Below are 23,843 nucleotides of genomic sequence, written 5' to 3' on the forward strand. Positions count from 1 at the left end.
GCATTTTCTTTCTGTAAAATCCTGTTAAACTCGGTAGTTATTTACCACTTCATCAATGCGCTGGCCCAGGTAAAGCCACTGCCAAATGCAGCCAGACAAACAAGATCGCCGTCTTTAATCAATCCTTTTTCCCATGCTTCGCACAAGGCAATGGGAACCGATGCGGCAGTTGTATTTCCATACGATTGGATATTATTATACACCTGTGTGTCCTTTAATCCTAATTTCTGTTGTACAAACTGGCTGATCCTCAGATTAGCCTGGTGGGGGATGAGCATATTGATATCGGATGACTGGTATCCATTTTGCTGCAAGGCTTCCATGATAACTTCCGGAAACTTCACTACTGCTTTTTTAAATACAGTCGGGCCATCCATGTTGGGAAAATTCTGGGCATTGTTGATCATGTTATGACTCATAAACATCTGACCAATTTCTGCATCATCAAAATCTGCATAGTTTTTATCGGCCCAGTAGTTGGCATGTGTACCGGGATTGTACATGGCCAATATTTCAGCAGCTTCCCCATCGCTGTGTAAATGTGTACTTAAAATGCCTCGCCCCTTTTCTTCAGTAGGCTGTAATACAACAGCGCCTGCACCATCTCCAAAAATGACAGATACATTTCTGCCACGGGTAGAAAAATCGAGTCCGAAGGAATGTTTCTCACTACCCACTACGAGAATGTTTTTATACATACCCGTTTTAATAAACTGATCTGCCACACTCAATGCATATACAAAACCACTGCATTGATTACGTACATCTAACGCACCTACTTCACCCATTTGCAGGGCCCTTTGCAGTAGCACACCACAACCCGGGAAATAATAATCTGGCGATAGAGTAGCAAATACGATAAAGTCAATTTCTTTGGCAGTGGTGCCTGCTCTTTCCATGGCAATACGGGCAGCTTCAACAGCCATGGTAGTAGTGGTTTCCTGGGTACGGTGAGCATACCTTCTTTCTTTGATACCTGTTCTTTCCTGGATCCATTCATCACTGGTATCCATGTATTTCGTGAGGTCCTGGTTGGTAACAACGTTTTTGGGTACGTACATACCAATTCCAGCAATTTTACTGCTTGGCATAGGCAATCGTTTGTTTCTGACAGGCTAAGATAGGGAATAGCTGATAAGTCAATGGTGAATGGTTAATCGCGAATTTTGGGTGTAAGCTAAAATATTAACACCGCTCAATCCAAGCTATTCACCATTCACTATTGACCATTCACCTTTATCACCTCCCTCAAAAATGCAGCCGCTTCTTTTTCCACCGTAACAATATCTTTCGACTGTATCGGAGAACCCAAGACATGACTTCCTGCATTTGGAATGGCAACCATTCTTTTTAAACCTGCAGGGGTACTTATTGCTTCAAACATTTTTTTCATCTCCGATACTTTTACAACAGGGTCCTGCTCTTTTTCATTTTTGTAATAATATAGTGTGAGTAGTGGTTGATGAATTTTCTGAAAACTGTTTTTCGTCATCGATGTTTCCAATAATTCCTGTAATTCAGTTACGGCTTCCAGTCGATAAGTCTGGTTCCAGTATTTTTTGTATTCATCTGTTTTATTGGGAATGATATTCATTTTACCACCTTTTACCAACCGGGCAATCTGCAAACCCCAGGGATTGTTGGTGAGCCATGCATTGGGATCGTTGATAGCAATATTGGGCGACAATAAAATCAATCCTGCAATGTCAGGATAAGCTGCTGCGAGTTGTAGCGCCAGGGTTCCACCTGTAGAAGTACCCATCAATATCACTTTATCTCCCAACTGCTTTCCGATGGCATATGCTTCTTTGGCTGTTTCCCATAAACTGGTGGCGGTCATGTGTAATAAGGCATCGGATGTATCAATACCATGACCAGATAAACGGGAGAGATACAAATTGGCGCCTAACTGTTTGGCCAGGTTTCGATGAACAGGGTTACCTTCTTCCTGGCTGGCACTGAAGCCATGTAAATACACAATGGCATATGTTGTTTTAGCATGTACAGAGTCGTTGGCCCATACTATTCTCGCCTCATTATCGGGTTTTATTTTATGCCTTGCCTCGATGGAGGCCACATAATCAACAACACTGTCTGTTGACGGAATACGAGGTAGTTCAGTTGAATAATCAGGTGTTTTTGGGTTAGGTCCCAGGAAATAGACCAGTAGAAGAATAGCCAGCAATACCATCAGTTTTTTAAGCAGTCGCATAGCAAGGAATGTTTTCAGGAAGATAAGGATAGTTCTGTAAAGCCGGTTTTTAACAGATATCTTCTAATACGGTTTGTGTTTCTCTTTGAATTTCATGCAGTTATAGCATATTTAGCCTGTATTGGAGCAGCTTCCCGTTAAGTTTGTGTTCAGGCTTTGCCCTCCGGCCTTAAAGCCGTACCTTTGCAGCCTTAAAATTTTACATGGAAATAAGAAACATTGCCATTATTGCACACGTTGACCATGGCAAAACAACGCTGGTAGACAGGATTCTACATGCTACCAAAGTGTTCAGGGATAACCAGGAAACTGGTGAATTGATCATGGATAGTAATGACCTCGAAAAAGAAAGAGGTATTACCATCTTTAGTAAAAATGCAGCGGTTACCTACAATGGTATCAAGATAAATGTGATTGATACACCGGGTCACAGTGACTTTGGTGGTGAAGTGGAACGCGTATTGAAAATGGCAGATGGTGTAATATTGCTGGTGGATGCTTTTGAAGGTCCAATGCCACAAACGCGTTTTGTACTGCAAAAAGCTTTACAACTGAACCTGCATCCGATCGTGGTAATTAACAAGGTTGACAAGCCGAATTGCCGTCCTGATGAAGTGCATGATGCAGTATTTGAATTATTCTTTAACCTAGATGCAACCGAAGAGCAGTTGAACTTCCCTACTTTCTACGGTAGTGGTAAGAATGGCTGGTTCAATGATAGCTTAACACCAACAGAAGATATTCTTCCGCTGATGGATGGTATCATTAAATATGTACCAGCACCCAAAGTAAATGAGGGTACTTTACAATTGCAGATTACATCTTTAGATTATTCTTCTTTCCTCGGTCGTATTGCCATCGGTAAAGTAACCCGTGGTTCTATCAAAGAAAACCAACAGATCGCATTGGTGCAGGCGGATGGTACTATTAAAAAAGTACGTGTAAAAGAATTGTATGTGTTTGAAGGAATGGGTAAGCGTAAGGTAACCGAAGTATTGTCTGGTGACCTTTGTGCGGTTGTTGGTCTGGAAGATTTTAACATTGGTGATACCATTGCTGATGCAGAGAATCCTGAAGCATTGCCGATTATTAGTGTGGATGAGCCAACCATGAGCATGACTTTCAGCATCAATAACTCACCTTTCTTTGGTCGTGATGGTAAATTTGTTACGTCACGTCACCTGCGTGACCGTTTGATGAAAGAAACTGAAAAGAACCTGGCGCTGAGAGTAGAAGATACAGACAGTGCAGATAGTTTTCTGGTATATGGTCGTGGTATTCTTCACCTGGGTGTATTGGTAGAAACCATGCGTCGTGAGGGATATGAGCTGACTGTAGGTAATCCTCAGGTACTGGTGAAACATATAGATGGCAAGAAACATGAGCCATATGAGATTCTGGTAGTAGATGTTCCCAGTGAATTCAGCGGTAAAGTAATCGACCTGGTAACACAGCGTAAAGGTGAAATGCTGGTAATGGAAAGCAAGGGTGAAATGCAACACCTTGAGTTTGATATTCCATCAAGAGGGTTGATTGGTCTGCGTTCACAGATGTTGACGAATACAGCGGGTGAAGCTGTAATGGCACACCGCTTTAACGAATATAAACCATGGAAAGGCCCGATCCCCGGAAGAAATAACGGTGTGTTGATTGCCAAATTCCAGGGTGTTACCACTGCTTACTCTATAGATAAGTTACAGGATAGGGGTAGCTTCTTTATCGATCCAGGAGAAGAAGTATATGTGGGTCAGATTATTGCCGAGCATATTAAACCAGGCGATCTGAACGTAAATGCAGTGGAAGCCAAAAAGCTTACCAACCACCGTGCAAGCGGTAGCGATGACAGTGTACGTATTACACCGAAACTGCAGTTTACTTTGGAAGAGTGTATGGAATATATTCAGCAGGATGAGTGTATTGAAGTAACACCTAAAAACATTCGTATGCGTAAAACCGTATTGAATGAAGAAGACAGAAAGAAAGTAGCGAGAAGTATGCAGTCGGAAGCGGCTGGATAGTAATTGCTATCAAATAATAAAAGCCATCCCGCTAAACCGGGGTGGCTTTTTTATTTGCCCAGCTTTTTCTGAAAGCAAACACTGTTTTCAATACCTGCGTATTGTCCGTAATTTGGGATAATCTGGTAACCATTCTTTTTGTACAATGCAATGGCTTCAGGTTGTCGTTTACCGGTTTCGAGAAGAGCAATGGAGTAGTTCTCTTCCCGCGCCCATGCTTCCAATGCTTCCAGTATGCGCGATGCATGGCCTTTTGAACGCTGTTGAGGTAAAGTATACATGCGCTTTATTTCAACAGTGTCTGTTTCTATTACTTTGAAAGCCCCGCAGGCAACAGGCGTATTGCCATCATATAAAACCACAACATGATCAAGCTGCTGTATGCCATTAAACTGGTGATAAAAAGCATGCTCATCACCATCCCTTGCAGCAAGCTCAGCATCTAACTGTTGAACCAGTAGAATAAAATCAGGGTTTGATGAATTGGTTTTATTGATGCGATACATTTTCGCTGGTATGTGTATGATGGGTAGTTTGTGTTACTGCCAGTAACTGGTTGGTAGTACAGTTGTCGCCATCGCAACAGGGCAGGGCATTGGTGGTACAAACGGGGCACTGGTAATGTCCATGCACATGTACCAGTTGTACCAGGTGTCCGCAGAAAAGACATTGTTGTGGTTGCATACCTGAAAATAATACGCAAAGCCTTACCAACTTCCGATAATTTGTCAACATGCGTGAAAAAGAAAGACCGGTAAGCATTTCAGCTCACCGGTCCCACACAATTCTCATGTATCCATTCTCTTGTATCTTGTTCCCTGCTTCTTGTTTCTTTCTTCTTAGTTTCTTTTCACCACCACATCAGAAACCTCACGGGTAGTTACATTGATGTCGAAGCTTTCTTTGTACACTTCTTTACCTGATTGAAACAGGAAAGTGAGTTTGTACACATCAGCATCTTTCAGCAACACAAATTTCTTTTCGAATTTTTTGTCGGAGAAATTGCTTTTGAAAAGGTTCTCACCATCTTCATTGATAACGGTCAGTGTAACATTGTTACCACTGGGGTTGTCGAATCTTACATTGAAGGACAGGTCGTTGTTGAAGAAACCTGTGTAATTCACTTCAATTTTTGCTTTGTTGGCATCTGTTTTTTCATTGTTACGGGCGTCAACTGCGGTAAATAAAACAACAGACAATAAACCGGTAATGATTGCTTTTTTCATGTTCATATTCTTTTTGCGTGATTAATTAATGATTAGCGCTCCTGTTTGCACAGGTTTTCGTATCGCAATGAATATTTCGTAAAAGCAAAAACGTAGTAATTCAATAAAGCAAGAGTCGTGTAGAGGTCAATACCTAGCTAAAAGCTTAAAAGCTCTTAGCTAGGTAGGAAAAAATTATTGTTGAGCGGTTACTTTTCTGGCTTCAGTTTCGCTCTGGAACAGGTTGATGTTCTGATCGAAGCTCTGGTTACCACTCTGGATACGGAAAGTTAATTTTTCTGCATCTTCTTTCGCCAATACAAATCTTTTCGCAAAGTCTTTTGAAGCGTAACTTTCTTTGAAGAACAGATCACCTTTTGCATCCAAGACCAGCAGGGTGAATTTTTCACCGGTTGGGTTGTTGAATTTGATGTTGAATGATGCCAGCTCTTTTGAAGAACCAGCAAATTTGAATTCAGCAGAAGCTTTTGCAGCTACGGCTTCGCCAGAATTGTTGGCACTTGCCTGGATAAATGTACCGGCAGTTAAAATACCACTCAGGATGATTCCTTTTACGATGGCTTGTACAGATTGCTTTTTCATGTTGTCTTTTTTAAACTTTTAATAAAATGATGGCTAATCCCCTGTCTGAGCAGAAGATTTTCGTAGTGCAAGTAAAAGTTTCGTAAAAGCGAGCCGGCAGAAGCGAAGAAGTCAGGATTCGTAATAATCCCGGATGTACATCAAAAAATGCTTGTGTACATCCTTAATACCTGCAAGATAAGAAAGGTAACCCGCCCCAAAAATGATTTTTGGGTGAACGGTGTTAACATATAAATAAATGGAATATCTTAACGATTGTTAGTTTTCTGCAACAGGCTTATTTAAAGTTTCCCATAGCAGATCCTTTAAAGCAGTTAAACCGGTTTGTGTAACAGAGGAAATAAATAGATGCGGAATACCTTTTGGCAACTCTTTACTGATGGCTTCTTTCAACTCATCATCCAGCATATCACTTTTGCTGATGGCAATGATAAAATCTTTTTGCAACATCTCCGGATTGTATTGTTCCAGCTCATTTCTGAGGATCTCGAATTCTTTTCTATGATCTGCACTGTCTGCCGGAATCAGGAATAATAAAACAGCATTCCGTTCAATGTGACGGAGGAAACGATGACCCAATCCTTTTCCTTCTGCAGCACCTTCAATAATACCTGGTAAGTCTGCAATACAGAATGATTTAGAATCACGATAAGCCACCATACCCAATTGCGGTGTTAAAGTAGTAAACGCATAATTGGCAATTTTGGGTTTAGCGGCAGTGATCACCGATAGCAGTGTTGATTTTCCTGCATTCGGAAAACCTACCAGACCAACATCGGCTAATACTTTCAGTTCAATATTTTTCCATCCCTCTACACCGGGCTCACCTGGCTGTGCATGTTCAGGCACCTGGTTGGTTGGAGTGGCAAAATTGCTGTTACCCAGACCACCACGGCCACCTTTCATCCAGATGATTTCCTGTCCGTCTTCGAGTATTTCGGCTTCTATATTCCCTGTTTCTTCATCACGGGCTACGGTGCCGAGTGGCACTTCGAGAATGATGTCTTTTCCATCATGACCGGTACAATTATTCTTACTGCCACCTTCACCGTTCTCAGCCAGTACATTTTTAAAGTAACGAAGGTGTAATAAGGTCCACATCTGCGAGTTACCACGCAGGATGATATGTCCGCCACGACCACCATCACCGCCATCTGGCCCACCTTTGGCAGTGAGTTTATTTCGCATAAAATGTTTGGCGCCGGCACCACCATGTCCACTGCGGCAGAAGATGCGGATATAATCGATGAAGTTATTTTTCTCAGACACTATTCAATCAAAACTTTGGTGGAAGGCAAAGGTACGAAAATGTAGGCGGTATCAGGATTTCCGCTCCTCATTCCAGGTTTTATAGACAGGAGGGTTATTTTCTACTGGTGCTGAATGATGACCGGGAATATGATGGAGTGGCTCGCAAATTTTCCAATGGGCATGCATTTCTGCCGGCAATTGCTGGTATAATTCAGTTCCTTTTGTTTTCCAGGCGATCATCTCATCACTCACTTCTTTTATTTTTTTGGCTGGATTGCCAACAATGAGGCTTCGGGCTTCAAACTGCTCATCGGCTTTTATCATACTCAATGCCCCAACAATACATTCATCACCCAATACCACACGATCCATGATTACACTGTTCATTCCAACAAGACAGTTTCTGCCAATGGTGGCGCCATGTATTATGGCACCATGGCCAATATGGGCAGACTCTTTCAAATAAACCGTAACACCCGGAAACATATGAATGGTACAGTTTTCCTGCACATTACATCCGTCTTCAATAATGATCTGTCCCCAGTCGCCACGAATAGCGGCACCCGGCCCTACATATACATGTTTACCAATGATCACATTACCGGTAACCACAGCCTGGGGATGAATAAATGCAGTTTCATGAATAACGGGAATATGTTCTTTGAACTGACAGATCATATCAATGTTTTACCGGTTCTGAAACAGGTGCCTTTAAAATGGGCTACCGGTTCATTTTTTTGATTGTGGATGGTAATATGGTACAAACCCGTACTTCTTCCGTTATGGATTTCTTTTGCTTCAGCAGTTAACTGATCACCCACATTCACGGCTTTGGTGAAGTTGATGGAAGTATCGAGTGCAACAGAAAGATTGTTGCGATTATTACAGGCAAAGGCAAAAGCACTATCGGCCAGTGAAAAAGCAATACCACCATGCACAATGCCAAAACCATTGATCATTTCTGCACGAACAGTCATACAGATGCGGCTGTAGCCTTCCTGTACATCCAGCACTTCAATACCCAACCATTGAGAAAACAGATCATGCACCATCATATGATCTACCACTTGTCTGAACGGATTGCTCATAGTATTGTTTTATATGCCTTTGAATACCGGATTTCTTTTTTCAAGAAAAGCCTGTACACCTTCTTTGAAATCAGCCGTTGCAGCAGCTTTCTGCTGGTAATCGTCTTCGAGTGATAACTGTGTTTCAAGATCGTTGCTGCCAGAATGATTGAGTGCATGTTTAATATATGCCAATGCTTTCGTGGGCATTACTGCAATGGTTGATACAATTTGTTTAGCAGCTTCCATGAATTGATCATCTTCATAACATTGATAAATCATACCCAGTCTTTCGGCTTCGGTTGCATTTATTTTATCTCCAAGCATCATCAGGGCACTTGCTTTTTGCCAGCCGATGAGTCTTGGTAAAGTATAAGTGCCGCCACTATCTGGTATCAATCCTATTTTTGAAAATGCCTGTATAAAAGAAGCAGATTTCGCCGCTACTACAATATCGCAGGCCAGTGCAATATTGGCGCCTGCACCTGCCGCCACACCGTTTACTGCTGCAATAACTGGTTTGGGGATATGACGTAAACGGGTGATGATCGGATTGTAATGTTCACTCAAAATACGCTGCATACCCGGGCCGTTTGGATCAACAACTTCAGCAAGATCCTGTCCAGCACAAAAACCTTTACCGGCACCGGTAAGATAAACGGCCCTTACTTCATGCAGTGAAGCGCATTCATCCAGTTTAGACTGAAGCAGTAATGCCATTTCTCTGTTAAAGGAATTGAGTTTATCCGGGCGGTTTAATGTGATGTAGGCGATACCATCTTCAATATGAAAAAGTATACTGGACATGTGCTGCTGGTTTAGTCAAATTTACAATCTTCTCGTTGGTAAATCACATACAAGATGTAGAAGGACCTATCAATGACATTTAAAATAATCAAAAGGCTCTTTACAATCTTCACATTTATATAAAGCTTTACAGGCTGTGCTGCCAAACTGAGAAATCAGTGTTGTGTGCCAGGAATTGCATTGCGGACACTGGATAGATTCTTCCTGCTGAAAAGCATCCGGTGTGCAAACCGCCTGTTTATATTGTGGCGGAGCAATACCATAAGCTTTCAGTTTGTCTTTTCCTTCAGCACTCATCCATTCGGTAGTCCATGCAGGTGATAAAACCTGTTTGATCTCTATTTCTTTAAAACCTGCCTGTAATAAAACCATCCGGATACTCATGCTGATGACATCCATTGCCGGGCAGCCACTATAGGTAGGTGTGATGGTGATGACAGGTTTGAAATGATGTTCATCAATCTGTTCTACCGTTACTTTTCGAATAATACCAAGATCAAGAACCGATAATACCGGTACTTCCGGATCAGTTACGGTGGCCAGTAATGACCAGATTTTTTTTTCTGTTTCGTTGGTATGGTTAGGTAGTACAGTCATTTTATTACCATTCAGCGCCCGGGTAAGCTCTTTGCAGGAACTGCATTTCTGCCAAAATATAACCCAGATGTTCAGTGTGTATTCCTTCTTTTCCTCCCAACTGCGCAAAACTTTTTTCCGGGATAGCGATGGTTGCTTCTGCAAAAACATCAGATACTTTTTGTTGCCATAACGGTTGTATCACCGAAAGATCAACAGCTACACCTTTTGTAGCCAGTTCCTTTTCATAAGAAGCTGGTATAAATAATTCACCCGTATAGTTCCAGATTTCTGCAACAGCTTTTACCATTCTTTCATGACTCTCCGCTGTACCATCACCCAAACGTATTACCCATTCGCTGCTCCAGCGCAAATGATAGGTTACTTCTTTTAATGATTTCTCCGCTATCGCCGCCAGTTGCTGATCGGCTGATTTTTCCAGTTCCTGGTAAAAATAATATTGGTAGGTACTGAATAAGAATTGGCGTAAAGTAGTCTGGGCCCAGTCGCCGTTCGGCAGTTCTGTAATAAGCAGATTTTTATAATCAATCACATCCCGCAGGTATGCCAGTGAATCTTCAGTAGCACTGTTGCCAGTTAGTAAAGCGGCATATTGGTAAAAATTACGTGCCTGCCCGATACCATCCAATGCAATATTTGAAATGGCAATATCCTGTTCGAGTATGGGGCCATGTCCACACCATTCACTGTTACGATGGCCGATGATCAATGCATTATCTGCAAGGTGTAAGGTATAATTAATGAGGGATGCGTTCATGATGATTCCAATAACCCGTTTAAATATGTGTTAACTCGTCTGGTAAATCATAAAATGTAGGATGACGATAAGCTTTGTCATTTGCAGGATCATATAATGCACCTGCATCATCGGGATTACTGGCATGAATGTATTTGCTTTCTACTACCCATATGCTGATGCCTTCCATTCTGCGGGTGTACACATCGCGGGCATTTTCAACAGCCATTTGTGCATCGGCAGCATGCAGACTTCCTACATGTTTATGATCGAGACCCTGTTTACTGCGTATGAAAACTTCCCACAAGGGCCATTCATGCTGTGTTTTTCCAGACGCAGAAATATCGGCAGCACCGTTTTTTCCTTCTCCGTAATCGCCGTAGTAGTATTTGTTGATGTACTGTTTCATTTTTTGCTGTGAGCTATGAGCAATGAGCTGCGGGCTTTTGCTACTAGCTGTAAATTTTTATTTGTAATAATGAAATAAACTTTACTTGCTGCTACTTATCCAATTAAGCCCTTTTCTCTGCGAGCCGTTGCGCCCGCTTTGAAGCATGTGCCGATGCGGCTTCTCTTACCCAGGCACCTTCTTCCCATGCTTTTTTTCTGGCATCGAGACGTTGTTTGTTGCAAGGACCATTACCGGCAATTACCTGCCAGAATTCGTCCCAGTTAATGGTGCCAAAATCATAATGACCTCTTTCTTCATTCCATTTTAAATCAGGGTCTGGAATGCTAAGGTTTAATATTTTTATCTGTTCTGCACAGATGTCTACAAATTTTTGGCGGAGCTCATCATTGGTAAATCTTTTGATTTTCCATTTCATACTCTGTATGGTGTTTGGACTCTCATCATCTTTCGGACCAAACATCATGATACTGGGCCACCACCATCGATTAATAGAGTCCTGCGCCATACGGCGTTGTGCTTCTGTTCCGCGACTAAGGGTGAGTAATATTTCAAACCCCTGGCGCTGGTGAAAACTTTCTTCCTTGCAAACACGAACCATGGCACGGGCATAAGGACCATAACTTGTTCTGCATAACGGAACCTGGTTCATGATAGCAGCACCATCAACCAACCAGCCGATGGCACCCATATCGGCCCAGCTTAGGGTGGGGTAGTTGAAGATGGAAGAATATTTTGCCTTGCCACTATGTAGTTGCTCATACATTTCGTCGCGGCTGATACCGAGTGTTTCTGCGGCGGAATAGAGGTACAAACCATGACCTGCTTCATCCTGTACTTTAGCGAGCAGGATGGCTTTTCTTCGGAGATTGGGGGCGCGTGTAATCCAGTTGCCTTCCGGTAACATGCCCACAATTTCACTATGTGCATGCTGACTGATCTGGCGAATCAAAGTCTGCCTGTATTTTTCCGGCATCCAGTCCTTTGGTTCAATACGGATCTCTTTATCGATCTTCTCTTGGAACAATTGCTCCATGTCTTTTTCCATACCCATTGTTTGAAGCGTAAAAATACAAAAAGAAATCATTGGTGCTAACGAATGTTAGTATCCGAATTATATATTTTTTAATGTTTCGTTAGTTTTTGTCGATGATTTTAGTGCATCCTGGGTTATTCTGCTGAACAGCGCTTTATCTTTCCGCTATGAAAAAGGGATTTTTATTGTTTTTATGGATGGTCCTGGCAAATATTGTATTTGCTCAAACGGTACTGCCTTTTCGAAAAGAGATTGATGCTTTTTTAAAAGCCGATAGTGCAGTCATGCCTGCAAAAAAGCAGTTATTATTTGTAGGTAGTTCTTCTTTTGCTTTCTGGAAAGACATCAAAGATTATTTTCCGGCTTACCCCATCATCAACCGTGGTTTTGGCGGCTCTTCTTTGACTGACCTGATCAGGTATGCCAATGAAATCATCATTCCTTATGCGCCTAAACAAGTTATCATTTATTGTGGGGAAAATGATATAGCAGATGCTTGGGATAAAAGCAGGATTACTCCTGATACTGTTTTACTTCGCTTTAAAACCCTGATGTCCATCATACGAAAGAAACTGGGTAAAGTACCAGTCGTCTTTGTATCCATCAAACCCAGTCCAAGCAGGTGGAAGATGGAAGCTGATTTTGTAAGAGCCAATCAATTGATTAAAGATTATCTGCGTCGCGACAGGAAGGCATTGTATGTAAATGTGCATGACGCCATGTTATTACCGGATGGTTCAGTAAATCCCGAGTTATTTGTTAAAGACAACCTGCACATGAATGCAAAGGGTTATGCCATCTGGCAAAAAATCATTGAGCCGGTATTGAAAAAATGAGAGGCGTTTTTTTCTTTATTCCTTATACATAAACATAGCCCGGGATTTAAATCCCGGGCTATGTTTATGTATGGGAAAAGATTATTTCACATCAAAATCAACCACCACTTTTTCTGAGCGTGGATGTGATTGGCAGGTGAGAATAAAACCCTGTTCAATTTCTTCAGGTTCGAGGCCGTAGTTCACATCCATATCTACTTCACCTTCAACCAGTTTGGCGCGGCAGGTGCAACAAACGCCTCCTTTACAGGCATAGGGAAGATCGGCTCCCTGTTGTAAAGCAGCGTCTAAAATAGCAGTACCTTTTTTTGCCAGGTCAAAATCGAAACTGATGCCATCCAGTTTTACCGTGATCCTGCTTTTGGGTTGGTTATCTGTTGCGGTGGTTTTTACTGTTTTATTTTTTTGTTCCTGACCGGGTGTGGTAAAGAGTTCGAAATGAATTTTCTTTTTATCGACTCCCTTTTCTTCCAGAACTGCTTTTACAGAAAAGATCATTTCTTCCGGGCCACATAAAAAGAACTCATCTGTTTGTGAAATATCGATGGACTTATCAAACAGTGAATGGCATTTTTCAGCATCAATTCTGCCAGCATTTAAAATGGTATCTGTTTTTTCTCTGGAGAGAATATGAATGATCCGGAAGCGGTTCATGTATTTATTCTTCAAAGCTTCCAGTGCTTCCCTGAAAATGATGGAATGTCTGTTACGGTTGCCGTATACCAGTGTAAAACTGCTGTTGGCTTCGGTTTGCAAAGTAGTGCTGATGATGGACAGCAGAGGCGTAATACCGCTACCTGCCGCAAAGCCTACATAGTTTTTTTGCTGTTCTTTTTGTAAAGGGGTGAAAAATTTTCCCATGGGGGGCATAACGTCTAACCGATCTCCGGTTTTCAATTGCTCGTTTGCATAAGTAGAAAAAAGTCCTTGCGGCACTTTTTTTACGGCTACGCGTAATTCCTTCTCCAGCGGGCTGCTGCAAATAGAGTAGGAGCGACGAACATCTTCACCATTAATCATGGTGCGAAGGGTAATATGTTGCCCCTGTATAAACCTGAACTGTTCCTGTAATTGAACGGGTATGTCAAAAGCAATGGAAACACAATCATCTGTTTCTTTTCTTATCTCTTTAACCCTGAGTTGCTCAAAATGTATCGACATGCTGCTATCGCTTATTGAGTTAATCCGCCCACTAAAATGGTCACCATATTTTCTTCGAGTTCAGCTGCGCTGATCTTCTGTGTAGACCTGTGCCAGCTTTCAATACCACTGATGGCGTGCAGTATGATGAGTACAGCAGTTGGTGCATCAATTTTTTTTACTTCATTGTTCCGGATACCAGATTCAATGATGGCTGCAAAACGTTTGCGATAGATGCGGCGTTGGTTCTGAAAATTAGACAGGTATGGATCGGCCAAGTGTTTCCATTCGCGGTCGCTCACATATACTTCTTCATAATGGTGAATCATTTCGTTGATATGAAAACGAAGTAATTTTTCCACTTTTTCAATCGAAGAAATTTTTTCCGCTTCCACTTCATCAATCTTTTGCAGAAAACGATTGGCTACACTGAAACAGAGTTCATGTAATAGCTCTGTTTTCGATTTTATGTGGTTATACAGGCTGGCAGCTTCCACACCTACTGCTTCAGCAAGGTCGCGCATACTGGCTGCCTTAAAACCCTTCTCTCTGAAAAGGGATGCAGCTTTGGTTACAATCACGTCTTTGCGTGAAATGTTTTTATCAGTCTTGATTCTGGCCATAATACGAAGATAAACAGCTAACGTGTGTTAGCCAAAAAATCATTTTATATATTATATTTTGTTAGTTTTTGTATCAGTAAATACAAGCCAAAGCCCTGATCATCAAACTATGTGTGGGGATGCTAGTATTTACCCCTTAAATACGCTAGTTTCGCACCCCGATAACAAAAATTAATCTATGTCTTTAGTCGTTGTCGGATCCATGGCTTTTGATGCCATCGAAACTCCGTTTGGAAAGAGTGATAAAATCATTGGCGGTGCAGGTACTTATATAGCCTGGTGCGCTTCCAATTTTACCCCTGTAAAACAAATTTCTGTTGTAGGTGGCGATTTCCCCCAGGAAGAGCTGGACCAGTTAACGGCACGTGGCGTTGATTTGTCGGGTGTACAGATAAAAAAAGACGAGAAGACTTTTTTCTGGAGTGGACGCTATCATATGGATATGAATTCGCGTGATACACTCGAAACCCAGTTAAATGTACTGGAGAATTTTGAGCCTGTGGTTCCTGAAAGTTTTCAGGACTGCGAGTTCCTGATGTTGGGCAACCTGGTGCCTGCAGTACAACGCAGTGTAATTGAACAACTGAAAACACGCCCTAAGCTCATCGTGATGGATACCATGAATTTCTGGATGGAAATCATGATGGATGAACTGAAGAAAACGTTGGCCATGGTCGATCTGCTGATGGTGAACGACAGTGAAGCTCGTCAGTTGAGCGGTGAATATTCACTGGTAAAAGCGGCGGCTGCCATCATGAAAATGGGCCCCAAATACCTCATCATTAAAAAAGGGGAGCACGGTGCATTACTGTTTCATGAGAATAAAGTATTCTTTGCACCGGCATTGCCGTTAGAAGAAGTATTTGATCCAACAGGTGCTGGCGATACATTTGCAGGGGGCTTTATTGGTCATATTGCGCGTACCAAAGACATTTCTTTCGAGAATATGAAAACTGCTATCATTGTAGGTAGTGCCATGGCTTCTTATTGTGTTGAGAAGTTCGGAACCCAGCGGTTGAGAGAAATCAGCAAAGAAGATATCAGCAACCGTATCGATGAGTTTGTACAGTTGGTGAATTTTGATATTGATCTGGTGGGATAGGATAGCAGATGGCTAATAGCTAACGCCTGTCAGTAAAAATCTTTTGGCTAAAAAACAAAACGCATCTATTTTCGCAACGTAATGATGACAATGAAACATACAAAACGTATTAAGAAACCTCTCTGACCGGGAAGTGCCTGAACGTTTGTGTATGATCGAACAATATACTCAGAGGCCTTCCCGAAACGGAGGGCCTTTTTGTTAGTAGCAACAACCATAACTGAACAAACATTAAAACAAAACAAACAAAACCATGAAAGTAGCAGTCGTAGGTGCCACGGGTCTGGTAGGTACCAAAATGTTGGAAGTGCTCGCAGAGCGTAATTTTCCTGTTACGGAACTTGTTCCGGTAGCTTCTGAAAGATCTGTAGGTAAGGAAGTAAGCTTTAAAGGAAAACAGTACAAGATCGTGAGCATGACAGATGCTATTGCAGCCAAACCTGCTGTTGCTATTTTCTCAGCCGGTGGTAGTACATCATTGGAGTGGGCACCCAAATTTGCAGAGGCCGGAATCCGTGTCATTGATAATTCCTCTGCATGGCGCATGGATCCCAGCAAAAAACTGGTAGTACCTGAAGTAAATGCGGATGTATTGACCAAAGATGATTTTGTCATTGCCAATCCCAACTGCTCTACCATTCAGATGGTAGTAGCATTACAGCCACTACACAAACGTTATGGAATTAAGCGTGTGGTGGTAAGTACTTACCAGAGTGTAACCGGTACCGGCAAAAAAGCGGTTGACCAGTTATTCAACGAAAGAAAAGGGGTGGAAGGGGAGATGGCCTACAAATATCAGATCGACCTGAACGTTATTCCCCAGATTGATGTGTTTCTCGACAATGGTTATACCAAAGAAGAGATGAAAATGGTGAATGAAACCAAGAAAATTATGCAGGACGACAGTATTCGTGTAACCGCAACAACGGTGAGGATACCTGTAGTTGGCGGGCATAGCGAAAGCGTGAACATAGAATTTGCCAATGATTTTGACCTGGCCGAACTGAGAAATATTTTAGCTGCAGCACCTGGTGTAATTGTACAGGATGATATTGCCAACCAGCAATACCCTATGCCACTCTGGGCACATGAAAAAGATGAAGTATTTGTTGGTCGTTTGAGAAGAGATGAAACGCAACCCAATACACTCAATATGTGGATTGTTAGCGACAACCTTCGTAAAGGGGCTGCTACCAATGCTGTGCAGATTGCGGAGTATTTGTCGGGTAAAGGATTGTTGTAGTTTTTTAAGCCGCAGATTCGCAGATTGATAGGAACGTAATCTGCGAATCTGCGGCTTAAATTTATTCCTCTATACCACTGTTTAGGAACATAATCAATGGCTGTAGCGTTTCAAATGCAGTTACAATATCCTTAGCCAATGTGCTGGATGTAAGTTGTATATCTGTAAATGGAGTAGTGGCAACCCAGCTTTTTAGTTTAATGTATTCAATAGCGGGATTGTCTTTTTCATATCCCTTTGGCTCCCTGCTCAAAGCCATACCTTCTTCTCGTTGTAGTGCCTTATAAGTGGAAACAAATTTCTTGTTTTGAATAATCTTGCTGAACTCCTCCCAGTTATAATCAATCTCCTGCCTTACTTTTTTTATTACATCAGCTTCAGGCATCCATAAACCACCTGCTGCAAAACTTTTGCCACCTGGTTCCAGATGGAAATAATAACCGGAGAAAAGTGATTTCTTTCCACCCCTGCTGAGGTACATACCCATATTGGTTTTATACGGATCCTTGTTTTTGCTGAAACGAACATCCCGATTGATTCGAAAAATGCATTCTTTGGCGGTGAGAGAAGCGATAGACGCATCTTTCTTTCCCAGTCCCTTTATCACTTCACTTACCAGATTGGCATAATCCGCTTTGGCAGCTTCATATACTTTTCTGTTTCCATCAAACCAGGCTTTGTGGTTATTTTTCTTCAGGTCTTTCAGAAATTTGAGTGTACTGTTCTGTAACATAGTTCTATTGTGTTGCAATCAACTCCAGGAATTCAGCTTCCGTGATGATTTTAATGGTATTTATTTTTTTTGCTTTCTCCAGTTTACTGCCTGCATCTTCACCCACAACGAGGTAATTAAGATTCTTGCTTACACCACTAACAATTTGTCCGCCATGTTGTTCTGCCAGTGCCTCGGCTTCGCTTCTTTTCATCTGGTTTAAAGTGCCGGTAAAGAGGAAAGTCTGCCCCTGTAAACTACCACTTTCCCCAATTTCTTTCTTTTTGTTTTTAAGCTCAAGTCCAAGTTGTTCCAGATGTTCCAGCATATGGATGTTTTGTTCGTTGCTGAAAAACTGGTGAATACTTTTAGCCACTTTAATACCAACATCTTCCAATTGTTGTAGATCTTCTTCAGTTTTGTTTTTAAAATCGAGGAGGTGCTCAACGGCATTGGCCAGTGTTTTGGCTGTTGTTTCACCTACAAAACGAATACCGAGCCCATATATCAAACGATGTAAAGGTTGTTGTTTAGAAGCTTCAATAGCGGCTGTAAGGTTATCGAGACTTTTCTTTCCAAAACCTTCCAGTTGACCAATTTTTGCAAAGTCAAGGGTATAAATGCCAGGGATGTCTTTTAATAAACCCATTTCATAAAACTTCCGCACATTGGCTTCACCAAAACTTTTGATGTCCATGGCATCTTTGCTCACAAAATGAATCATCTTCTCTACCACCTGCGCCTCACATTCTATATTGATGCAACGCCATACCGCTTCGCCGTCTTCCTTGAATAATTCACTGTTACAAACGGGACATTGTTTTGGAAAAAGAATAGTTTGTTCAGACCCGTCTCTTAATTCGCTTTGTGATTTAACAATCTGGGGAATGACATCTCCTGCTCTTTCGATCAACACAGTATCGCCAATTTTCAGATCCTTTTCTTTGATATACTCTTCATTATGAATGGAAATACTACTTACGGTAACACCACCCAGGTAAACGGGGTCGAGCTTGGCCACGGGAGTAACTGCACCTGTTCTTCCAACCTGGAACTCTACGCTGCGCAGTTTTGTAGTGGCCTGTCTGGCTTTGAATTTAAACGCAATGGCCCAGCGTGGGTGATGTGAAGTCATGCCCATTTGTTCCTGTAAATGAAGATCATTCACTTTTACTACCATGCCGTCTATTTCATAGGGAAGATCATCTCTTCCTGCTTCAAAAGACAGACAATAATCAATCACCCCCTGGATACCTTTCACCACTTTTTTTTCTTTCTCCGGAGAACGAAACCCAAGCTGCCACAACAGGGAAAGATTGCCGCTATGTGTTGCCAATAATTCTTCAGACTTCCGGGCTTCCGGACTTCCGGACGCTTTTGTGTAAAAACTGATATGGTATAAAAAAGCATCTAATCCCCTCTCTGCCACATCTTTTGGATCTTTCATGCGTAAACTGCCGGAAGCAGCATTACGTGGATTGGCTAAAGGAGACAGGCTTCTGCTAGCCAGTAGTTCATTGTATTTATTGAAAGAGTGCTTGCTCATGATTACCTCACCTCTTATTTCCACCTGCTGAATACCTGCTGATGAAAATTGAGCAGACAGTGGTATGGAACGTATCTGCCGGATATTATTGGTGATTTCTTCCCCTTCCACACCGTCACCTCTGGTAGCCGCACGAACCAACTGGTCGTTTTCATAGATCAAAGAAATACTGGCCCCGTCGAATTTGGGCTCTATACAGTATTCTATCTCATCCAAACCAGTTAATTCCCTTGCTTTCCGGTCAAAATCAATCAGGTCCTCTGCATTATAGCTGTTGTCTAAACTCAGCATTGGGACCAGGTGACTTACTGTTACAAACTGGCTGTTAAGGCTGTTGCCTACACGTTGGGTGGGGGAATCGGGTGTTACCAGTTCAGGTTGATCTTTCTCCGCTTTTTCCAGCTTTTTATACAACAGATCATATTCCTGATCGGCAATCAAGGGGTCGTTCAATACATAATAGCGATACTCATGAAACTGTAAAACCTGTTTTAATTGACTCATATGCTCAGCTAAAACAGGTGACCCGGGAAGACTCAATTCTTTTAATAGATCAGTAGTAAGATTTTGTAACTGACGTGTTAAGTCGGAAGAATACATAGCGCTATTTTACAAGATAAAGTTAATTGCTAATCGGATAAAAGGGTTTGATTTGTTGACCGATACAGCTTATTTGTAAACTTTGTATCTTGCCCCACCCTTAGAAAGGCGACTGGGACGCCGAAAATTGAAGAGCACTCCAATGAAGAAAACAAGCGCTGCCGTGGCCCCGACAAACCATATGGTAAAAGATGCAGTTCAACTGGTACAAACATATCCTAAAGTACCGCTGACTGTTGACTGTGTGATTTTTGGGTTTGAAGAAAACAAGCTGAAGGTACTCCTGATTAAAAGTGATCTTGAAATTTATAATGGCCAATACTCCTTACTCGGCGATATAGTGCAGGATAATGAAGACCTGAATGAAGCTGCATATCGTATACTGAAACAAAGAACCGGAATGAGTGATGTTTTTCTGGAGCAGGTAAAAGTTTTTGGTGGACCAGGACGTCACCCTGGAGGAAGAGTCGTTACCATTGCTTACTGTTCACTCTTAAATATTAACCATCACGAATTAATAATACACGACAACGACCTTGACTGGTATAATGTAAACACCATTAAGGAAATGGCATTCGATCATAAATTGATTGTGGATGAATGTCATACATGGTTACAGAAAAGAATACAGGAACATCCACTGGGGTTTAACCTGTTGCCAGAAAAATTTTCTTTACGTGAATTGCAAAACTTATACGAAGCCATATTGGGTGTAAGCTTAGACCGGAGAAACTTCCGTAAAAAATTTGCCTCCATGGATCTGTTGATCGATATCAATGAAATGGAACAGGATGTACCACACAGACCCGGCAAGCTCTATAAATTCAATTTTGAAAAATACGCTAAGAGTAAGCGTAAATGGGTAGGTATTGATTTTTAACGGCTTAATCGTTTTTTCGATACCAAATCTTGTCAATAAATAATTGTTTAATTTTCCTCTGATTCAATTTTCTCCTCAAGAGAAGCTGTGTGGGCTCTCCTGCTCAGTTTTCATCCATTTCAACTACTTTTACCATCCAACAGAATGACTATGCTATATTCAATGACAGGTTATGGAAGATCGGAACAAACCATTGGCGATAAAACCTACCTGGTAGAAGCTCGTTCCTTAAATGGCAAACAGTTTGATTTGCGTTTGAATATTCCTGCACTTTTAAAACCATTTGAGTTTGAAATCAGGAACCTGTTGAACGAAGGATTACAAAGAGGAAGTGTAGAATGTGTTATTACCATTAAACAAAACGGAGCCAGCAAACCTGTTTCTATTAATAAAGAACTCGCAAAAGCCTATTACCAGCCTGTTGCAGAACTGGCAGATGAGTTACAACTACAAAAAGGAGATATCCTCAGTACGATTCTGAAATTACCGGATGTGATCACTCCGTCAACAGAAATGTTGAGTAATGAAGAATGGAAGGGGTTTGAAGCAGTTTTGAAAGCAGCCATCAATGAGTTGAATGAACACAGAAAAGATGAAGGCCGTTCACTTGAATCAGATCTGTTATTGCGTTTAGGTAATATTGAAGCACATCAAAAAACGATTGCCGAACTGGAACCATTACGCAGAACAAAGATTAAAGAAGGTATCGTAAAAATATTGGAAGAGAATGTAGGTAAAGAAAATTACGATCCCAACCGTATGGAGCAGGAACTGATTTATTACATTGAAAAAATAGATATCAGTGAAGAACAGGTGCGTTTAAAAAATCACTGCGATTATTTCCGCTCTATCCTTGCAGATAAAGAAGCGGGTAAAGGGAAAAAACTCTCTTTTATCTTGCAGGAATTTGGACGTGAAATCAATACCATGGGTTCAAAAGCCTATGATTCACAGATACAGCAAACAGTCATCCTGATGAAAGATGAACTTGAAAAAGCCAAAGAGCAGATATTAAATGTGTTGTAATAAACACTCGTCACCAGTATTAATCAAGTTTTAATCTTAACAAGTGAAGCCGGCATATTATATACTATTATTTCTAAGTATTTTTCTGGTAGCCTGTGGAACCAATAATGTGTTTGAAAGAGCAGAAAGATTTGCAAGTCATGAATGGCCTGTAACCCGGGAGCCATTGATAAAATTCGACATATCTGATACCAGCTCCTTCTACAATATTTATGTAGTGATCAGACATACAGATGCTTACCGTTATAATAATATCTGGTTAAATATCACAACGCAGTCACCCAACGATACACCCAAAACCCAGTTGCTGGATATTAGTCTGGCCGATAACACCAAAGGTTGGCTGGGGACTGGTATGGATGATATATTCGACAGAAGAGCCCGTATTACCCAGGCCCCCATTCGTTTAAAAAAAGGTACATATACCTTTAAACTGCAACAGGCGATGCGGGAAGACCCATTGGGTTATGTATTGAGTGCAGGTATTCGTGTAGAAAAAGTACAACCATGAATGCAAAAACCAGTAAAAAGCTTACTGTTGTAACAGTAGTTTATTGGATACTACTGTCATATATAGTTGCCGCATTAATCTGGTGGTTTATTGCACTTGAAAAGCAGAACAGTAATATTACCAACGTACGTTTACTTGAACTCGTTAAAGATGATCCTCTATATGTTGAGAAAGTTGCACAGATAGAAGCGGCAAAAAAAAGAAAAACTGCTCAGTACATAGGAGAAGGTGTTACATTTCTTGCACTGATATTGGTAGGTGCTGTATTTGTTTTCAGGGCCACACGCAGACAGTTGTTGCTGTCGCAGCAACAACAGAATTTCATGATGGCGGTAACACATGAATTGAAGACACCGATAGCCATTACAAGACTCAATCTTGAAACCCTGCAAAAAAGAAAACTGGAAGAAGACAAACAGCAAAAATTGATAGCCAACACATTGCAGGAAGCCAACAGACTGAATATGTTGTGTAATAATATTCTGTTGGCTGCACAATTGGAAGCGGGTGCATATGCAACCAATAAAGAAGAGATTAATTTCTCAGATCTGGTGGAAGGATGTATTGATGATTTCAGAAATCGCTTCCCGCAAAGAGCAATTGAGGAAAATATAACAGAAGGCCTTTACCTGAATGGAGAGCAATTATTATTGCAAATGTTGGTGAATAACCTATTGGAAAATGCCATGAAATATTCACCCAAAGAAAGTCTGATTAAAATCGGATTGCGGGCAGACGGAAAGGAACTACAGTTAACTGTAACAGATGAGGGTATTGGTATTGCTGAAGAAGAAAAAAGAAAAATTTTTGACAAATTTTACCGGATAGGCAATGAAAATACACGCAGCGCAAAAGGCACTGGTTTGGGGCTTTATCTCTGCAGCCGGATCGTAAAAAGCCATAATGGCTACATTTCTGTGACAGATAATCAGCCACAGGGTAGTAATTTTGTGGTCACATTAGAACAGGTATGACAAATTCCAAGGCAACAATATTACTGGTAGAAGACGAGGAGAATCTTCATGAGGCGTTAAAGCTAAATCTCGAAATGGAGGGCTATGAGGTGAGTTCGGCATTTAATGGGACTGAAGCGCTGAAAAAAGTAGCAAACGAATATTTTGACCTCATTGTACTGGATATTATGCTGCCTGAAGTAGATGGAATAGCTGTAACAGAAAGCATCCGCGTAAATAATAATGAAGTGCCCATTCTTATTTTAAGTGCAAAGAACAGTAGTACCGATCGTGTACTCGGACTTAAAAAAGGGGCAGATGATTACCTGACCAAGCCCTTTAACCTGGAAGAACTGTTGTTGCGGGTAGAAAAACTGATTGAGAAGAACAAGAAAATGCTGGAAAAAGAAACCGTAGGTGACAGCTATGAATTTGGTGAGAATAAAATTGATTTTAAGGCACAGGATGCCATTAGCTGGAATGGGCAGCATATAGAATTGAGTAAGAAAGAAGCCATGTTGCTAAAACTACTCATCGAGAATAAAGGGGATGTGGTAACCCGAGAAAAAATTCTACAGGTAGTTTGGGGTTATAACGTGTATCCCACTACAAGAACCATTGATAATTTCATCCTGAGTTTCCGGAAATATTTTGAAGAAGACAGTCGTAACCCCCGTTATTTTCATTCAGTACGAGGTGTAGGTTATAAATACACCGACTAGCCTACTTT

The 23,843-nt window shown here is 41.4% G+C and carries 27 protein-coding genes; 9 read left to right on the forward strand and 18 right to left on the reverse strand.

The genetic code is table 11. From position 1 onward, the window contains the following. Positions 1 to 41: 41 nt before the first annotated feature. Both ACH3Z1_RS06910 and ACH3Z1_RS06915 read right to left on the reverse strand, forming a co-directional pair. Positions 42 to 1,091 (reverse strand): 3-oxoacyl-ACP synthase III family protein, encoded by a 1,050-nt coding sequence (locus tag ACH3Z1_RS06910; RefSeq protein ID WP_490821140.1) that lies wholly within the window; start codon positions 1,089 to 1,091, stop codon positions 42 to 44. Positions 1,092 to 1,219: 128 nt separating this feature from the next. After that, the gene (locus tag ACH3Z1_RS06915) at positions 1,220 to 2,212 is read right to left on the reverse strand and encodes an alpha/beta hydrolase (protein ID WP_490821141.1); all 993 of its coding nucleotides are present in this window, start codon (positions 2,210 to 2,212) and stop codon (positions 1,220 to 1,222) included. Positions 2,213 to 2,415: 203 nt separating this feature from the next. Between ACH3Z1_RS06915 and typA the strand changes: the two genes are divergently transcribed. Continuing rightward, positions 2,416 to 4,230, forward strand: coding sequence for a translational GTPase TypA (gene typA, locus ACH3Z1_RS06920; protein WP_490821142.1), 1,815 nt, complete (start codon positions 2,416 to 2,418; stop codon positions 4,228 to 4,230). Between the two features lie 50 nt (positions 4,231 to 4,280). Here typA and ACH3Z1_RS06925 read toward each other — a convergent pair whose 3' ends face one another. From ACH3Z1_RS06925 to paaA, 12 genes are all read right to left on the reverse strand, one after another. Next, positions 4,281 to 4,736, reverse strand: coding sequence for a GNAT family N-acetyltransferase (locus ACH3Z1_RS06925; RefSeq protein ID WP_490821143.1), 456 nt, complete (start codon positions 4,734 to 4,736; stop codon positions 4,281 to 4,283). Then, positions 4,720 to 4,914: a hypothetical protein gene (locus tag ACH3Z1_RS06930; protein ID WP_490821144.1), complete on the reverse strand. Its 195-nt coding sequence runs from the start codon at positions 4,912 to 4,914 to the stop codon at positions 4,720 to 4,722. Before ACH3Z1_RS06930 ends, ACH3Z1_RS06925 begins: the two co-directional genes overlap by 17 nt. Before the next feature lie 155 nt (positions 4,915 to 5,069). Beyond that, positions 5,070 to 5,456 (reverse strand): hypothetical protein, encoded by a 387-nt coding sequence (locus ACH3Z1_RS06935; RefSeq protein WP_490821145.1) that lies wholly within the window; start codon positions 5,454 to 5,456, stop codon positions 5,070 to 5,072. Between the two features lie 174 nt (positions 5,457 to 5,630). Next, positions 5,631 to 6,038: a hypothetical protein gene (locus ACH3Z1_RS06940; RefSeq protein WP_490821146.1), complete on the reverse strand. Its 408-nt coding sequence runs from the start codon at positions 6,036 to 6,038 to the stop codon at positions 5,631 to 5,633. 258 nt (positions 6,039 to 6,296) lie between these two features. Next, complete coding sequence (obgE, locus tag ACH3Z1_RS06945; protein ID WP_490821147.1) at positions 6,297 to 7,307, reverse strand: GTPase ObgE; 1,011 nt, start codon at positions 7,305 to 7,307, stop codon at positions 6,297 to 6,299. A gap of 51 nt (positions 7,308 to 7,358) precedes the next feature. Further along, positions 7,359 to 7,967, reverse strand: a complete 609-nt coding sequence (locus ACH3Z1_RS06950) for an acyltransferase (protein WP_490821148.1) — start codon at positions 7,965 to 7,967, stop codon at positions 7,359 to 7,361. Next, positions 7,964 to 8,377: a hydroxyphenylacetyl-CoA thioesterase PaaI gene (gene paaI / locus ACH3Z1_RS06955; RefSeq protein ID WP_490821149.1), complete on the reverse strand. Its 414-nt coding sequence runs from the start codon at positions 8,375 to 8,377 to the stop codon at positions 7,964 to 7,966. The genes ACH3Z1_RS06950 and paaI overlap by 4 nt, the downstream gene beginning before the upstream one ends. A 9-nt stretch (positions 8,378 to 8,386) precedes the next feature. Further along, a complete protein-coding gene (locus ACH3Z1_RS06960; protein WP_490821150.1) occupies positions 8,387 to 9,163 on the reverse strand; it encodes an enoyl-CoA hydratase-related protein in 777 nt (258 codons plus the stop codon). A gap of 69 nt (positions 9,164 to 9,232) precedes the next feature. Beyond that, positions 9,233 to 9,760, reverse strand: a complete 528-nt coding sequence (paaD, locus tag ACH3Z1_RS06965; RefSeq protein ID WP_490821151.1) for a 1,2-phenylacetyl-CoA epoxidase subunit PaaD — start codon at positions 9,758 to 9,760, stop codon at positions 9,233 to 9,235. A 4-nt stretch (positions 9,761 to 9,764) separates the two neighbouring features. Next, positions 9,765 to 10,517, reverse strand: a complete 753-nt coding sequence (gene paaC / locus ACH3Z1_RS06970) for a 1,2-phenylacetyl-CoA epoxidase subunit PaaC (RefSeq protein WP_490821152.1) — start codon at positions 10,515 to 10,517, stop codon at positions 9,765 to 9,767. A gap of 19 nt (positions 10,518 to 10,536) precedes the next feature. After that, positions 10,537 to 10,905 carry a 1,2-phenylacetyl-CoA epoxidase subunit PaaB gene (paaB, locus tag ACH3Z1_RS06975; RefSeq protein ID WP_490821153.1) on the reverse strand — a complete coding sequence of 123 codons (369 nt, stop codon included), beginning with the start codon at positions 10,903 to 10,905 and terminating at the stop codon, positions 10,537 to 10,539. A 103-nt stretch (positions 10,906 to 11,008) separates the two neighbouring features. Beyond that, complete coding sequence (gene paaA / locus ACH3Z1_RS06980) at positions 11,009 to 11,953, reverse strand: 1,2-phenylacetyl-CoA epoxidase subunit PaaA (RefSeq protein WP_490821154.1); 945 nt, start codon at positions 11,951 to 11,953, stop codon at positions 11,009 to 11,011. Positions 11,954 to 12,108: 155 nt separating this feature from the next. Between paaA and ACH3Z1_RS06985 the strand changes: the two genes are divergently transcribed. Beyond that, positions 12,109 to 12,777: a GDSL-type esterase/lipase family protein gene (locus ACH3Z1_RS06985; RefSeq protein WP_490821155.1), complete on the forward strand. Its 669-nt coding sequence runs from the start codon at positions 12,109 to 12,111 to the stop codon at positions 12,775 to 12,777. A gap of 81 nt (positions 12,778 to 12,858) precedes the next feature. Here the strand turns inward: ACH3Z1_RS06985 and paaE are convergent, their stop codons facing one another. Both paaE and ACH3Z1_RS06995 read right to left on the reverse strand, forming a co-directional pair. Then, on the reverse strand, positions 12,859 to 13,938 hold the full coding sequence (gene paaE, locus ACH3Z1_RS06990) for a 1,2-phenylacetyl-CoA epoxidase subunit PaaE (protein WP_490821156.1): 1,080 nt from the start codon (positions 13,936 to 13,938) through the stop codon (positions 12,859 to 12,861). An 11-nt stretch (positions 13,939 to 13,949) separates the two neighbouring features. Beyond that, positions 13,950 to 14,540, reverse strand: a complete 591-nt coding sequence (locus tag ACH3Z1_RS06995) for a TetR/AcrR family transcriptional regulator (protein WP_490821157.1) — start codon at positions 14,538 to 14,540, stop codon at positions 13,950 to 13,952. A 178-nt stretch (positions 14,541 to 14,718) separates the two neighbouring features. Here ACH3Z1_RS06995 and ACH3Z1_RS07000 point away from each other — a divergent pair, with 178 nt between their 5' ends. Beyond that, positions 14,719 to 15,642, forward strand: a complete 924-nt coding sequence (locus tag ACH3Z1_RS07000; RefSeq protein WP_490821158.1) for a PfkB family carbohydrate kinase — start codon at positions 14,719 to 14,721, stop codon at positions 15,640 to 15,642. Positions 15,643 to 15,895: 253 nt separating this feature from the next. Beyond that, on the forward strand, positions 15,896 to 16,885 hold the full coding sequence (locus ACH3Z1_RS07005; RefSeq protein ID WP_490821159.1) for an aspartate-semialdehyde dehydrogenase: 990 nt from the start codon (positions 15,896 to 15,898) through the stop codon (positions 16,883 to 16,885). Positions 16,886 to 16,946: 61 nt separating this feature from the next. On the opposite strand, the gene ACH3Z1_RS07010 is transcribed toward ACH3Z1_RS07005, so the two are convergent. Together ACH3Z1_RS07010 and ligA are read right to left on the reverse strand one after the other, a co-directional pair. Then, positions 16,947 to 17,618, reverse strand: a complete 672-nt coding sequence (locus ACH3Z1_RS07010) for a DUF2461 domain-containing protein (protein ID WP_490821160.1) — start codon at positions 17,616 to 17,618, stop codon at positions 16,947 to 16,949. 4 nt (positions 17,619 to 17,622) lie between these two features. Beyond that, the gene (gene ligA / locus ACH3Z1_RS07015) at positions 17,623 to 19,743 is read right to left on the reverse strand and encodes an NAD-dependent DNA ligase LigA (protein WP_490821161.1); all 2,121 of its coding nucleotides are present in this window, start codon (positions 19,741 to 19,743) and stop codon (positions 17,623 to 17,625) included. A gap of 142 nt (positions 19,744 to 19,885) precedes the next feature. Between ligA and ACH3Z1_RS07020 the strand changes: the two genes are divergently transcribed. The 5 genes from ACH3Z1_RS07020 to ACH3Z1_RS07040 all read left to right on the forward strand — a co-directional run bounded on the left by ACH3Z1_RS07020 (position 19,886) and on the right by ACH3Z1_RS07040 (position 23,835). Then, positions 19,886 to 20,623 carry an NrtR DNA-binding winged helix domain-containing protein gene (locus ACH3Z1_RS07020; RefSeq protein ID WP_490821163.1) on the forward strand — a complete coding sequence of 246 codons (738 nt, stop codon included), beginning with the start codon at positions 19,886 to 19,888 and terminating at the stop codon, positions 20,621 to 20,623. Between the two features lie 150 nt (positions 20,624 to 20,773). After that, complete coding sequence (locus ACH3Z1_RS07025; protein ID WP_490821164.1) at positions 20,774 to 21,649, forward strand: YicC/YloC family endoribonuclease; 876 nt, start codon at positions 20,774 to 20,776, stop codon at positions 21,647 to 21,649. 43 nt (positions 21,650 to 21,692) lie between these two features. Continuing rightward, positions 21,693 to 22,160, forward strand: a complete 468-nt coding sequence (locus tag ACH3Z1_RS07030; RefSeq protein WP_490821165.1) for a gliding motility lipoprotein GldH — start codon at positions 21,693 to 21,695, stop codon at positions 22,158 to 22,160. Next, on the forward strand, positions 22,157 to 23,134 hold the full coding sequence (locus ACH3Z1_RS07035) for a sensor histidine kinase (RefSeq protein ID WP_490821166.1): 978 nt from the start codon (positions 22,157 to 22,159) through the stop codon (positions 23,132 to 23,134). Before ACH3Z1_RS07030 ends, ACH3Z1_RS07035 begins: the two co-directional genes overlap by 4 nt. After that, complete coding sequence (locus tag ACH3Z1_RS07040) at positions 23,131 to 23,835, forward strand: response regulator transcription factor (protein ID WP_490821167.1); 705 nt, start codon at positions 23,131 to 23,133, stop codon at positions 23,833 to 23,835. Before ACH3Z1_RS07035 ends, ACH3Z1_RS07040 begins: the two co-directional genes overlap by 4 nt. Positions 23,836 to 23,843 lie beyond the last annotated feature (8 nt).

Source organism: Sediminibacterium sp. FW305-C-49, from assembly GCF_058231085.1.